This is a genomic window from Prosthecobacter sp. GW821-HT29F12 (genome assembly GCF_058803405.1).
This window is the reverse complement of sequence record NZ_CM179517.1, coordinates 1,475,764-1,488,703: the sequence shown is the minus strand read 5'-3', so window position 1 is coordinate 1,488,703 and position 12,940 is coordinate 1,475,764. Positions and strand designations below refer to the sequence as shown.

At 58.8% G+C, this 12,940-nt stretch carries 13 protein-coding genes; 9 read left to right on the top strand and 4 right to left on the bottom strand.

The genetic code is table 11. From position 1 onward, the window contains the following. Positions 1-21: 21 nt before the first annotated feature. Positions 22-2,340, bottom strand: coding sequence for a Kelch repeat-containing protein (locus AC3RLQ_RS06325; RefSeq protein ID WP_493035384.1), 2,319 nt, complete (start codon positions 2,338-2,340; stop codon positions 22-24). 305 nt (positions 2,341-2,645) lie between these two features. On the opposite strand from AC3RLQ_RS06325, the gene AC3RLQ_RS06320 reads away from it, so the two are divergent. Genes AC3RLQ_RS06320 through AC3RLQ_RS06310 form a run of 3 tightly spaced genes read left to right on the top strand, consistent with a single transcriptional unit; the run spans position 2,646 to position 6,064 of the window. Next, positions 2,646-3,248 (top strand): Ntn hydrolase family protein, encoded by a 603-nt coding sequence (locus AC3RLQ_RS06320; RefSeq protein ID WP_493035383.1) that lies wholly within the window; start codon positions 2,646-2,648, stop codon positions 3,246-3,248. 32 nt (positions 3,249-3,280) lie between these two features. Then, positions 3,281-5,299 carry a prolyl oligopeptidase family serine peptidase gene (locus AC3RLQ_RS06315; RefSeq protein WP_493035380.1) on the top strand — a complete coding sequence of 673 codons (2,019 nt, stop codon included), beginning with the start codon at positions 3,281-3,283 and terminating at the stop codon, positions 5,297-5,299. 3 nt (positions 5,300-5,302) lie between these two features. Beyond that, on the top strand, positions 5,303-6,064 hold the full coding sequence (locus AC3RLQ_RS06310) for a formylglycine-generating enzyme family protein (protein WP_493035378.1): 762 nt from the start codon (positions 5,303-5,305) through the stop codon (positions 6,062-6,064). Between the two features lie 49 nt (positions 6,065-6,113). On the opposite strand, the gene AC3RLQ_RS06305 is transcribed toward AC3RLQ_RS06310, so the two are convergent. Then, complete coding sequence (locus AC3RLQ_RS06305) at positions 6,114-6,446, bottom strand: hypothetical protein (protein ID WP_493035376.1); 333 nt, start codon at positions 6,444-6,446, stop codon at positions 6,114-6,116. An 18-nt stretch (positions 6,447-6,464) separates the two neighbouring features. Then, positions 6,465-6,845, bottom strand: a complete 381-nt coding sequence (locus AC3RLQ_RS06300; protein ID WP_395739355.1) for an ApaG domain-containing protein — start codon at positions 6,843-6,845, stop codon at positions 6,465-6,467. 86 nt (positions 6,846-6,931) lie between these two features. Here AC3RLQ_RS06300 and thiD point away from each other — a divergent pair, with 86 nt between their 5' ends. From thiD to AC3RLQ_RS06285, 3 genes are read left to right on the top strand one after another with little or no spacing between them, the layout of a single operon-like run. Then, positions 6,932-7,747, top strand: a complete 816-nt coding sequence (thiD, locus tag AC3RLQ_RS06295; RefSeq protein WP_493035374.1) for a bifunctional hydroxymethylpyrimidine kinase/phosphomethylpyrimidine kinase — start codon at positions 6,932-6,934, stop codon at positions 7,745-7,747. Continuing rightward, a complete protein-coding gene (locus AC3RLQ_RS06290) occupies positions 7,744-8,841 on the top strand; it encodes a S41 family peptidase (RefSeq protein ID WP_493035372.1) in 1,098 nt (365 codons plus the stop codon). The genes thiD and AC3RLQ_RS06290 overlap by 4 nt, the downstream gene beginning before the upstream one ends. Beyond that, positions 8,841-9,050, top strand: coding sequence for a hypothetical protein (locus AC3RLQ_RS06285; protein WP_493035370.1), 210 nt, complete (start codon positions 8,841-8,843; stop codon positions 9,048-9,050). The genes AC3RLQ_RS06290 and AC3RLQ_RS06285 overlap by 1 nt, the downstream gene beginning before the upstream one ends. Before the next feature lie 174 nt (positions 9,051-9,224). Here the strand turns inward: AC3RLQ_RS06285 and AC3RLQ_RS06280 are convergent, their stop codons facing one another. Next, positions 9,225-10,739, bottom strand: a complete 1,515-nt coding sequence (locus tag AC3RLQ_RS06280; protein WP_493035368.1) for a Gfo/Idh/MocA family protein — start codon at positions 10,737-10,739, stop codon at positions 9,225-9,227. A gap of 83 nt (positions 10,740-10,822) precedes the next feature. On the opposite strand from AC3RLQ_RS06280, the gene AC3RLQ_RS06275 reads away from it, so the two are divergent. The 3 genes from AC3RLQ_RS06275 to AC3RLQ_RS06265 all read left to right on the top strand — a co-directional run bounded on the left by AC3RLQ_RS06275 (position 10,823) and on the right by AC3RLQ_RS06265 (position 12,930). Then, positions 10,823-12,295, top strand: coding sequence for a sulfatase family protein (locus AC3RLQ_RS06275; RefSeq protein ID WP_493035366.1), 1,473 nt, complete (start codon positions 10,823-10,825; stop codon positions 12,293-12,295). A 63-nt stretch (positions 12,296-12,358) separates the two neighbouring features. Further along, positions 12,359-12,604 (top strand): DUF433 domain-containing protein, encoded by a 246-nt coding sequence (locus AC3RLQ_RS06270; protein ID WP_493035364.1) that lies wholly within the window; start codon positions 12,359-12,361, stop codon positions 12,602-12,604. Further along, positions 12,601-12,930: a DUF5615 family PIN-like protein gene (locus tag AC3RLQ_RS06265; protein ID WP_493035362.1), complete on the top strand. Its 330-nt coding sequence runs from the start codon at positions 12,601-12,603 to the stop codon at positions 12,928-12,930. The genes AC3RLQ_RS06270 and AC3RLQ_RS06265 overlap by 4 nt, the downstream gene beginning before the upstream one ends. Positions 12,931-12,940 lie beyond the last annotated feature (10 nt).

Here is a 12,940-nt window from a genome sequence, read left to right as displayed (position 1 = left end):
TGCTCTTTGGGAATTGGAATGCTAGTTTCGTTGATAAAGATACAACGTCCGTGAGGGGGAATAACGTGCGCCGTCTGCATAGCTGCCGGAGCTGCCGCCCCAGATCAGCATCTCTGATCCGGACCACACCCCCGGAATGTCGGCCCTGCCGCTGAGTCCGGAACTGGGCAGCGCCGTCCAGGCATCGGACGTGGGGGAGTAGCTGGCTCCCGTCGAGAGGTAGTTGCCGCTACCGCCATACCCCCCCCAGATGATCATCCTTTCGCCAGTCCACACGGCGGTTAAATCGGCGCGGATGGACGGAGCATTGGTGGCAGGCAGAGCCACCCAGGTGTCGGTGGTGGGATTGTAGCGGGTGCCATCGCCATAATAGGTTCCCGAATACCCACCCCACACAAGCAGCTCGGTCCCCGTCCATGCAAAACCAGGACCCGATCTGGCACTCGGTGCGTTGGTGCCGGAGATAGCAGTCCAAGTGTTCGAGGTAGGATTGTAGCGAAACCCGTCATTGAAGTATCCAGATCCGTTGGTGCCGCCCCACAGGATCATTTCCGTCCCGGTCCAGATCGCCACATGCTGACTGCGCGCAGCAGGCGCGTTGGTGGTGGACATGGCCGTCCAGGTATCGGTCGTGGGATTGTAGCGCGCCCCGTTGGCGAAATAGGTGGGGCCGTTGCTCACACCTCCCCAAACGATCATTTCCGTGCCCGTCCACACCGCCGTGTTTTGTGTGCGAGCACTCGGCGCATTGAGCGTAGCAGTGGCAGTCCAGGTATTAGTGGTTGGGTTGTAACGTCCTCCTGTGTTGTAATGGATCGAAACTCCGTCATTGCCACCCCACACGATCATTTCTGTGCCAGTCCACACCGCGCGTTGTTTGTAGCGGGCGACAGGCGCGTTGGTGGTGGAGATCGCGGTCCAGCTGTTGGTCGTCGGATTGTATCGCCCACCTGTGTTCAAGACCCCGCTGCCGTTCTTCCCACCCCAGAGGATCAATTCTGTTCCGCTCCAGACGGCGCAGTGGTAAGCCCGCCCCGTCGGCGCGCCCGCAGTCTGCGTGGAGGCCCAGGACTCCGCCACGGACACCGAGGACTGCCCCAGCTTGGTGTAACCAGCCGCGAGAAGGCTGGCAGAACTGGCATCTGCCGACATGACCACTCCGCCGCTGGCGACCGCACTTTGATTGTCAGCTGCCAGGCTGGTGGCCACGGCACCACTCGCGAGCTGTCCGCTTCCCACGGCGCCGCTGGCGATCTGTGTGCTCGTCACACTGTTCGCCGCCAGATTACTCGAGGTGATCCCAGTCAGCCCCGAACCGTCTCCATGCACCACACCTGCAAGATAGGTGTCAGTGTGTGTGCCGCTGGTCCCGATGCGTATGATGTTGGACTCTCCAGCCAAGCCCGAATGGCCGATGTCGATGTTGTTGCTGCCGGTGGTGAGGTTTTCACCTGCTCGCCTGCCCAAGCCGATGTTGTTACCACCCGTGGTATTGTTTGTCAGCGCCAGCCAGCCGAAAGCGGTGTTGGAACTCCCGCTGGTGTTGGACTGCAGGGCACTGTAACCATTCGCGGTGTTGTTGCTGCCGGTATCTGTGGTGGACAATGCATAATTGCCGGAGGCGGTGTTCTGACCGCCAACGGTGGCGAGTGAGAGCGCCTGCATGCCGATGGCGGTGTTCGAACTCGCGGTGGTGTTTGCAGCGAGGGCACCGCTGCCGATGGCAACGTTTTTATGCCCGGTGGTGTTAAGAGCGAGCGCATTGAAGCCGACGGCTGCATTGTCACCGCCGGTCATGGTAAAATTGCCCACGCCAGCTCCGGCAAACAGATTGTTTGAACCAAAAGTATGCAGCAGGCTGCCGCCATTTTGCAATATGACTCCATCGGTCGCACCGGTGGTGGCAGGAAGATTCACACCTGCCGCCATGATTGCATAGCCGACGGCCGCGATGCGCTGATCGGGCGACAGCAATTGAGAGCCGTTCGCTCCGTCATTGAACCAGACCCGCAGGCGCACGTCGGCGTTGCTGAAGACGGTGGCAGGAATGACGCTCATGTTCACGAGCGAGGTGTCGCCGAGCAGCACGGAATAGAGGCCCTGGGTGACGTTGAGAGTGACTGCGGCCGCCGGTTCACCGCCTCCACTGCTGCTGCCATCGTTGCTCCAGTAAGTTGTGCTGCCATTGGTGTTGACCAAGGCGAACTTGAACAGGCCGGGACCATTGAAGTTCGCGGTGCCTACCGCGAGACGGCCCTGATAGTTGATCAGCTGAGGCAGCTCCGCATGGAGTGTGGCAAAGCCGAGTAAAAAGAAGAGAAGAATGGCAGCGAGTCTCATCAGAAGTCGGATTTGAAGGTGGTTGGGACCGAACGTGCTTGCACCCTTTGGATAAAATGAGATGCAATCAGTGCTTTGCTTACAACAAGCCGGAATGATTGGCTGTCAAAGCACTCTGGAATCTTATATGCGTGGCGTTATTTACTACAGATTATATGGTTTCATGTACAAGGGGGGGGACAACCTCCGATCTGGGCACTCCGTATGAACCTCTGCCCCAGCGGCATCATTTGTGAGGCGTCAACTGACGACATCGACTTGAGATGCTTGCACGGAAGCCGGGCCGCCGCTAGTCATGCGATCTCATGTCCACCATCGTTGTAACTCAAAAGAATGGCGTCGCCTGCATCGGCGCTGACACGCTCAGCTGTCTCGGTTCGTTGAGGCAGAAGGCGCAGCACGTCGTCAACAAGACGAAGATCACCAAGATTGCGGACACCTTCATTGGTCTCACCGGCACCTCGGCGAGTCTGGTGGTGATGAACAGCTACTTTTCCAACCCGGACCGCCCGCGTGATTTCTCCTCCTGCGAGGCCATCTTTGAAACCTTCCGTCATTCGCACGCCTGGCTGAAGGTGGAGTACTTCATGGCCGCCATGCCGGACAAAGGCGAGGAATTCGAGACCACGCAGTTCTACGGACTGCTGGCCAACCCGCACGGGATTTTCGCCATTTATTCGTACCGCTCCGCGCAACAGTTTCACAAATTCTGGGCCGCAGGCTCGGGCCGGGACTACGCCCTGGGTGCCATGCAGACGGCGTATGACAAGTGCAAGACCGCCGAGGAAATCGCGCGCGCCGGACTGGAAGCCGCCGCTGAGTTTGACAGCGCCACCAGTGCGCCCTTTGAAATTCACAACGTGCCGCTGCTCTCCGCTGCGAAACCGAAACGTTCCCGCAAGAAATAGTCTCTTTTGTCTTTCTTCTCTCTTCTCCAACCATGAAGCGTCTCCTCCTCCCCTTCCTCGCTCTCAGCGCCGCCCTTGCCGATGGCCCCAAGGACAATCAAGCCGAAAACGTGCGTCCAGTGCCACCTCCGGGGGTTGCTGTTCCTGATGCGGATCGTGCCCGGCTCACCGAAGGTTTAAAAAAACTCCGCACCGCCATCGATGAAGCCACCAAGGCGCAGGCGAAGAATCCGCAGCTCGCGGATCTGCTGCCCGACATCGAGATCTACCACAAGGCCGTGGACTGGGCGCTGCGCTACAATGAGGTGCACAAACTGGGTGAGCTCAAAAGCGCGGACGAAATCATCGCCGAAGGCCTGCAACGCGCCGAGCAGTTCAAGACTGGACAGGCACCGTGGACAAAGCAGAAGGGCCTGGTGGTGCGTGCTTACCGCTCCAAGATCGATGGCTCGGTGCAGCCCTACGGCATGGTGATTCCTGAGAGATATGTGGGCGCTCCGGTGCGCATGGACATCTGGTGCCATGGTCGTGGCGAGACACTCAGCGAACTCGCCTTCCTGGATCAGCGGCGCAAACAAGTGGGTCAGATCACTCCCAAGGGCGCGCTCGTGCTGCATGCCTACGGTCGTTACTGCTGTGCAAACAAGTTCGCGGGTGAGATCGATTTGCTCGAAGCGATTGATCATGCTTCCAAGTTCTATGCCGTCGATGAAGATCGCATCATCGTGCGCGGCTTCAGCATGGGCGGCGCAGCTGCGTGGCAGTTTGCGGTGAATTACGCGGACAAATGGTGCGCGGCGAATCCGGGCGCGGGCTTCTCTGAAACACCTGAGTTCCTCGGCGGCTTTCAGAACGAGGATGTGAGCGGCGCCCCCTGGTATCAGCAGAAGCTCTGGCACTGGTACAATGCCACCGACAATGCCCTGAATCTGGAGAACTGCCCCACCGTGGCGTACAGCGGCGAGATCGATAAACAAAAGCAGGCTGCGGACATGATGGAGAAAGCCCTGCGTGGCGAGAACGTGGATCTGCTGCACATCATTGGCCCGCAGACTGGTCACAAGATTCATCCTGATTCGCTGATCGAAATCGAGAGGCGTCTTGCCAGCATCGCGGCCATTGGTCGCAACCGCATGCCGAAGGAAATCCATCTCTCCACCTGGTTCCTGCGGTACAACCACATGTTCTGGGTCACGGTGGACGCCTTGGAAGAACATTGGGTGCGCGGTCGCATTCATGCACGCATCACCGGTCCGTCTGAGATCACGATCAAGCTGCAGAACATCAGCGCCTTCACGCTCGACATGCCCTCCGGCACCTGCCCGATGCCCCTGCTCTACAAGCCCGTTGTCAGCATCGACGGCCAGTTGCTTGAAGTGACCCGCCCGAAACTGGACCGCTCATGGCTGGTGCATTTCCAGCTGAAGAACGGCAAGTGGACGCAGACGCTGGACAACGAAGGTGACGGCAAATTGATCAAGAAGCACGGCCTCGAAGGCCCGATCGACGATGCCTTTATGGACAAGTTCCTGTTTGTGAAACCCACCAAGGCTGGAGCCAGTGAGAAGGTGGACGCTTGGGCCAAAGCGGAGCTTGAGCGCGCGCAGTTTGAATGGCGTCGTCAGTTCCGTGGCGATGCTCCCACGAAGGACGACACCGCCGTCAGCGATGCCGACATCGCCGCAAACAACCTCGTGCTGTGGGGAGATCCGCAGAGCAACGTCATCCTCGCGAAGATCGCCGACAAGCTGCCGATCCAGTGGTCCAAGGACAAGCTCGTTGCCAATGGCAAGACCTATGATGCGGCCACAAACGCACCGGTGCTCATCTACCCGAACCCGCTCAACCCCACGAAGTATGTGGTGATCAACAGCGGCTTCACTTACCGCGAATACGATTACCTCAACAACGCGCGTCAGGTGGCCAAGCTGCCCGACTGGGCGGTGATCGACCTCACCAAACCCAAGACCAGCCAGGCCCCCGGTGGCATCAGCGATGCGGGATTCTTCGGCGAGAGCTGGGAATGGAAAGCCGCCCCCGTGAAGAAGTAAGCCATGCAGCGCACGCTCACCGCCCTTGCATTGCTGCTGCTGGCTCAGTGTGCCGGTGCTCAGCAGACCAAGATCGAGACGGAATTCTCCAACAGTCTGGAGATGCCGTTTGTGAAGGTGGCGAGCATTGGCGTGCTGGTCTGCCGCTATGAGACGCGGGTGAAGGATTATCAGCCGTTCGCTGCGGCCACGAACGTGGAGTGGAAGAAGCCTGAGTTTCCGCAAACGCCCGATCATCCTGCCATCAACGTGAGCTTTGCGGAGGCGCAGGCTTTCTGTGAATGGCTGGGCAAGAAGGAAGGGCGCAAGTACCGCCTGCTCACCGATCAGGAGTGGAGCGTGCTGGCAGGCTTGCAGGAGAAGGCAGACATCGCCCCGAATCAACAGCCGCCGAGCACGGGCCAGCATCACTGGGGCAAGGGTCCGCTGAGCAATGAGGTTGGCAACTTTTGCGATGAGGCTTTTGGCAAAAAGTATCGCAACAGCTACGACGCCAAGTGGCTGGAGATGGACGACGGTTATCCAGATACCGCGCCCGTGGGCAGCTACCCCGCCGATGCCAACGGTCTCTACGACTTCGCCGGCAACGTCTGGGAATGGGTGGATGGCTGGTATGATCCACCGAAGAATAGCCTGCGCATCGTCCGCGGCGGCTCCTTCCGTGCTGGCAGTGAGAAACGCCTGCTGGCCTCGTTTCGAGGACCCGATCCGCACAATGTCCATCTGGACAGCGTGGGGTTTCGGATTCTGTGTGAGAAGGAGTGAGTTTCCAGAACGAGCTGAAAATCTCGACCAGATTATGAACAGATGCCTGTTACATGAGGCCAAACCACATCACTAACATCACGTAAATATGGACGGCCAACAAACCTCCGAGCGTAAGGAAGAAATTGATGGCGCGAATTTTACACTCGCCGCGAAGCGAAAAATCTGACCTTGGCCGAAATGGAGCTATCACCAGGAGCACCCATAGAAGCAAGTAGGAGGTCGAGATGAGAGTGAAGCCTGCAGCAGCAAAAAAGTGCGATACCGAACGGGAATAACCCCGGGTCAAATTATCAAAGACTCCACAGAGAGCCGCCACAACTGCAATCCACGCAGCGGCAGAAATAAACCATTCGGTTTGAATTCGGATGAACGACTTCATTCAAAGATCATCCTCCGTTCACACCATCAGCGGCGGATGCATCTCGATCGGCGGAATCTTGGTGCAGACGCGGCGGCCATCGGGGGTGGTGCCGAAGAAGGAGCCGGTGGCGGTGCTTTCGGTCTTGATGACGTGGTAGGAATTGTAGCTGAAGGTTTCCCCGGGGGAAAGATTGGGGAACTGGCCGACGACGCCGTCGCCTTCGACGACCATGGTGTCGCCGTCTGTGTCACGCACGATCCATTTGCGGCCAAAAATGCGCACAATGTCGGGTGAGTCGTTGTGGATCGAGAGATGATACACAAAGGGGTGGGGCCGGTCCGGCGGAGCAGGCCGAGTGGGATCGTAGGCGATGCTGTCCACCGTGACCGTGAGTCCTGGCAACGGATCGAAATTCATGGAATGAGTTTAGTCCATACGCAGGATGCCACAAGCCGGGGTTTGCAAAAAGCAGCCGGACTCGTACCATCCAGCCAACCGCCACCATGCCATCCTCCCCCCCCGTCGTTCTCACCATTGCAGGTTCAGATTCTTCATGCGGAGCGGGGGTGCAGGCGGATTTGAAGGCGATTTCAGCCCTCGGTGGCTACGGCCTGAATGCACTGACCAGCGTGGTGTCAGAGACGCCGGGCCTCGTTTCCCAGGTGCGCCTTCTGGATGCGGACTTTATTGCCGATCAGGTGCGTGTGCTGTTTGGGGGATTTCCCATTGCCGCTGCGAAGACCGGCATGCTGGGTGGGCGGGATCAGGTGCATGCAGTGGCGGAAACCTGGCTGCAGCTTGGCCATGGCCGCATCCCCCTGGTGGTGGATCCGGTCATGATCGCCACCAGCGGAGGCAAGCTGCTGGAAGACGCCGCCGTGCGGACCTTGATCGACGAACTGCTGCCGCTGGCCTCGCTGATCACGCCTAATCTAGACGAGGCCCGCGTGCTGTGGGATCGGGAGGTGCCTGACCTCGAAGCCATGGAGGACTGTGCCCGCGACCTGAGCGCCCGTTTTGATGCCGCTGTGCTGGTGAAAGGCGGGCACCTGAAGGGGGATGCCGCTGATGTCCTGTGCCTGGATGGTGAGCTTTTCTGGCACACCGCCCCGCGCACGCCGGGGGTGCGCACCCATGGTACAGGCTGCACGTTTTCCGCCGCCATCGCCACCTGTCTGGCGCAGGAAATGGGGCTGAATGAAGCTGTCGCCTCTGCGAAGGAGTTCGTCAGTCGCTCCATAGACCAGCATTTCATGTGGCAAAGTGCTGGCGCAGGGCCCGTACATGCTCTCAATCATCTGCAGCAGACCGACGCATGAGACGACTCGCCATCCTTTTGACCTTCACCTCCTCCGTGTTCGCCGCCAGCGGCCCGGAGCCGAAGGACGTCAGCCAGGCAGGCATCCAGACGGCGTTTCGGATTCTGCAGAAGGAATACATCCGCAGCAGCGATCTGACCTTTGATGTGCTGAACCGTGCGGCACTTTCGGGTTTGCTGCAGCGTCTTGATTTCGGGGCGGAACTGGTCCCCCGCACCAGCGAGGCCAAATCCGGCGCGCTCACCGGCGTGCAGGCCGAACTGCTGACGCCGCAGACCGGCTACCTGAGGCCCCGTGAATTCACGCCGAGTGAAACGAAGGAACTGGAGAAGCATCTTCAGGATTTTGTGGCTAAAAAGGTGAGCCACCTCATCCTGGATCTGCGCAGTCCGGCTCCGCCGGGGAACTTCAATGACGCGGCGGACATGCTGAGCCTGTTTGTGCCCATGGGCGAAGTGCTCTTCAAAATGAAGCAGATGGGCCAGGCTGCCTCCGAAGTCGAAACCAACCTGCGCGAGCCCGTGTGGTCGCAGCAGATTCTTGTCCTCGTGGATGATGAGACCAACAATCTGGGTGAGACCATGGCGGCGGTGCTGCGTCAGCGGAAGCAAGCTCTCCTGATTGGTGCGCCCACACGCGGTGGGGCCGTGCGCTATGAAACGGTGCCCGTGGATGCCGAGTGGTCCCTGCGCTTTGCCCGCGCCGAGGTGCTGCTGACGGACGACAGCTCCGTGTTCAAAAAGGGCCTGCAACCTGATTTTCCGATCTCCATGCCGACCACGCTCAAGCGGCAGGTGTTTAGCGCCACTGATGCCAAGGACGTCAAAAGCTCCATCATCGACAAACCACGTGCGCGATTCAATGAAGCAGCGCTCGTGGCCAACACCAATCCTGAACTCGACTCCTACCTAAGGCGCTCCGCCGGGAAGGCGCTGCCTGAGGATGCGCCGAAGCCCTCCGACACCGTGCTGCAGCGCGCAGTGGATCTCATCACGGCACGCACTCTGTTTCAATCCGCCAAAATCGACTGGAACCGCAAGCCTCCAGCCACCAATGAACCTCCGGCACGACGTGCCATTCCCGTGACCCAGTGATGGATATTATCACCCGAGTTGAAACCACCGCCACGATCCGTCGTGTGATCAGTCCACGCACCTGCCACGCCTTGCTGCCGAATGGGAAAGAGATCTTTGGCACCATCCAGAAAGAGCTGCCGGATTTTCCACTGGCGGAAGGCGCGATGGTACGTGTGCGCATGCACGTCTGTGATTTTTCCTATGGGGAGATGATGGGCGCAGCTTGAGTACGATGGACACTCTTGTCCGTCGATCAGCGGGACCTTTAGAACTCAGAGTTCACGAACGAACTACGGTGCCGCAGTGACGGATCGAAGCCACCCTGCGTCAGCTTTACTGTGGACGGGGTGCAGGGTGGCTGGCGCTGCCGCTGATCGACAGGCAGGAGTGCCTGTCGCACTTCACACCTCATCCGGCACGACGAAGGGCGGACGATACTTGTCCTTGAGCATGGCGTTGGCGGCGTCTTGATCGATGAAGCGTTCGGTTTTGCCATCCATCTTGAGCACGGGGCCGAGGGTGAGGAGGTCTTTGGTGATATCGACCTCGTTTTTCCCCAGGTGCTCCTTCATGCGCTCAAAGCTTTCGGTGGCGAAGGTGTCGCCTTTGATCTTTTCCATGATCGCTTCAGGCTTCTCTTTCTGGCCGAGACGATAGCTGATGTTGGCGGTGTGGCAGAGTGCGCTGGAGAGGTGGCCTTCGAGGATGTCGGCGTTCAAATCGTCCACCCGGCGGCTGCGGCAGGCATTGATGAAGTTTTTGAAATGGTCTTCGCTGCCTTCGAATTTCTTCACCTCCTTGCCTTCTTTGTCGAAGACCACGCAACCCGAGTAACTCGGCACCACGATGGTTCCGCCTTCGCACTCGATGATGACACCGACGCCTGCGCCGGAGATGCCTTCCTTGCCATCTTTGCCGGGGAGAGGCTGAAACTTCACGCCTTTGCTGGTCTGCGTGAGCTTGTCCATGTTCTTGCCGTCCTTCGCGTCCGGCAGGCCGCGCACTTCAAAGATGAGCGGGGCCTTTTCATAGCCGTGGTAAATGATCTGCGTGTTGGCGGTTTCGCCGTCATCTTCATAGCCGAGGCGGCCACCCACGCTCCAGACGCTGGGGGAGAGTTCCGATTCGCCGAGGAACCAGCGGGCGATGTCCATCTGATGGATGCCCTGGTTGCCGAGGTCGCCGTTGCCGTAGGCCCAGGTCCAGTGCCAGTCGTACTTCAGCTGTTTGCGCATGAGCGGGCCTTTTGGGCCGGGGCCGCACCAGAGATCGTAATCGATGGATTCAGGGACCGGCTGCGGGCCTTCGGTCTTGCCGATGCTGGGGCGGCGCTTGTAGCAAAGGCCGCGTGCGAGCAGGATCTTTCCGAGATTGCCTTCCTGCACATACTTCACTCCTTCAGCGAGCCCTTTGCGGCTGGACCGTGATTGAGTGCCGGTCTGCACCATCTTGCCGTACTTGCGTGCGGCCTTGACCATCTGCCGGCCTTCCCACACGCAGTGTGACACGGGCTTTTCGACATACACATCTTTCCCTGCCTGCACGGCCCAGATGGTGGACAGGGCATGCCAGTGGTTGGGCGTGGCGATACTCACGGCATCGATGTCCTTGTTCTCCAGAAGTTTGCGCAGATCGGAGTAGCCGGTGACTTTGATTTTTTCCTGGTCGTAGGACTGCAGTCCTTTTTCGAGGGTCTTGCTGTCCACATCACACAGAGCGGCGACACGCACTCCGGCGCCATCTTTGTTGAGCTTGTTGTATCCGCTGATGTGCGAGCCACCACGGCCGCCGAAGCCGATGACGGCCACGTTGATGGTGTCCCCGGGACTCTTCTGGGCCCAGGAGGTTTTGGCGATGTAGAACACGCCGGTGGAAGCGGCGGCGGACTGTTTCAGGAAGGAGCGGCGGTTGGTCATGGCATGAAGAAAAACGTCACCCGCAGCGCAGCCTTTCCTTTTTGACAGAGACGCCAGCATTCCTTCGTTGGCAGGGCCCGACCATGATCCGAATCCTCGCCCTGCTGTTTACATCTTTTGCCCTGCTGCAATCATCCTTCGCAGCACAGCCGAATGTGCTGTTCATCCTCTGCGATGACCTGCGCCCGGATGCCCTAAGCTGCTATGGCTCCAAGCATGTGAAGACGCCGAACATCGACCGGCTCGCGCAGGAGGGCGTGCGGTTTGCCAACACGTTTTGCACCACCTCGCTGTGCTCGCCGAGCCGTGGGTCCATTCTCAGCGGGCTGTATGCGCATGCCCATGGCGTGACGAACAACTTCACCGAATACCCCGCCACACTGCGCAGTTTTCCCTCCGTGCTGCATGATGCGGGCTACGCCACCGCCTACTTTGGCAAATACCACATGGGCGAGGAGAATGATGATCCGCGTCCGGGTTACGACACGTTTGTGACGCACAAAGGCCAGGGCAAATACTACGACACCGAGTGGAACCTCAACGGCAAGCGTGAAGTCATCAAAGGCTACTACACCAACGTCGTCACGGACCTCGCCATGGACTGGCTGAAGCAGCAGAGTGCAAACAAACCCTGGTGCGCGTGCATCGGCCACAAGGCCCCGCACAGCTTCTACACACCAGAGCCGAAGTATGAGCACAGCTTTGATGACGTGCGCGTCCCCTACCCGGCCACGGCCTTCATGCTGGATGACAAGCCCGAGTGGATCAAGCAGCGCCTCTACACCTGGCATGGCATCTACGGCCCGCTGTTTGAGTGGCGGAAAAAATTCCCCGATGACAGCCCCGCCGCCGTCAAAGATTTCGAAAACATGGTGCATGGCTACTGGGGCACCGTCTTGAGCGTGGACGACAGCGTGGCACGCGTGCGCGACTGGCTGGAAGAGACCAAGCAGCTCGACAACACCATCATCGTCTTCATGGGTGACAACGGCCTGCTTGAAGGTGAAGACGGCATGGTGGACAAACGCACCGCGCATGAGGCCAGCCTGCGCATCCCGCTCATCGTGCGCAGCCCTCAGCTCACGAAAGAGGCCAAAGTCATCCCACAGCAGGTGCTCACCGTTGATGTGGCGCCCAGCCTGCTTGCACTTTGCGGTGCACCGCCCATGGAAAACATCCACGGCAAATCGTTCGTGAAGCTGGTACAAAGCGGCGATCCCGACTGGCGCAAGAGCTGGTTCTACCACTACAACTACGAGAAGCAGTTCCCCTACACCCCCAATGTTCGCGCCGTTCGCACCGACGACTGGAAGTTCATTCACTACCCACATGGCGACGGCACGGCCGACAAGCACATGGCCGAGCTGTATGATCTTAAAAATGATCCCGGTGAAACCAAGAACCTCATCGGCAAACCGGAAATGGTCGGCAAGATCGAGGAGTTGCAGGCCGAACTCGCCAAACTGATGCTCGCCACCGGCCTCGACTCCAAGACTGACAAGATGCCCATCGACGAAGGCGTGAAGAGTGCGCTGCCGGATGCGAAGATCCGGTGACACGAACGGGTCATGGTGCTCTTTGTGGAGTCAAGACTTCGTCGTCTTGACTCTTTTGGCTGCATGAGCAATCTTTCCCTTATGAACCTGCTGGATCGCATCACCATCGAAAGCGGAAAATGTGGCGGTCGTCCTTGTATCCGTGGCTATCGCATTCGTGTCAGTGACATTCTCGAACTGATCGCCGCAGGTGCCAGTCACGAGGAAATTCTGCAGGACTACGACTTTTTAGAAGCCGACGACATTAAAGCTGCGCTCACCTATGCGGCACGACAGACAGATCACACGATTCTGGCCATCGCCGCGTGAAATTTCTGGTGGACAATCAGCTGCCCGCAGCCCTCGCCCGCTGGCTGAGTGCCAGAGGATATGATGCCGTACATGTTTTGGATCGTGGCCAAGGACAGACTGATGATCGCAAGATCTGGGCTGAGGCTCTCTCGGAAAATCGAATTGTTGTTTCCAAGGACGAAGATTTTTTTATCTTGGCGACACGTCCGGGAGAACAGGGACAACTTCTCTGGCTACGACTTGGCAATTGCCGGACCCAGCATTTGCTTTCCAAGCTTGAGCAAATCTGGCCTTCCATCGAAGCCGCATTTTCTTCAGATCAGAGAATTGTCGAAGTGCGATGAGCCAGAATTC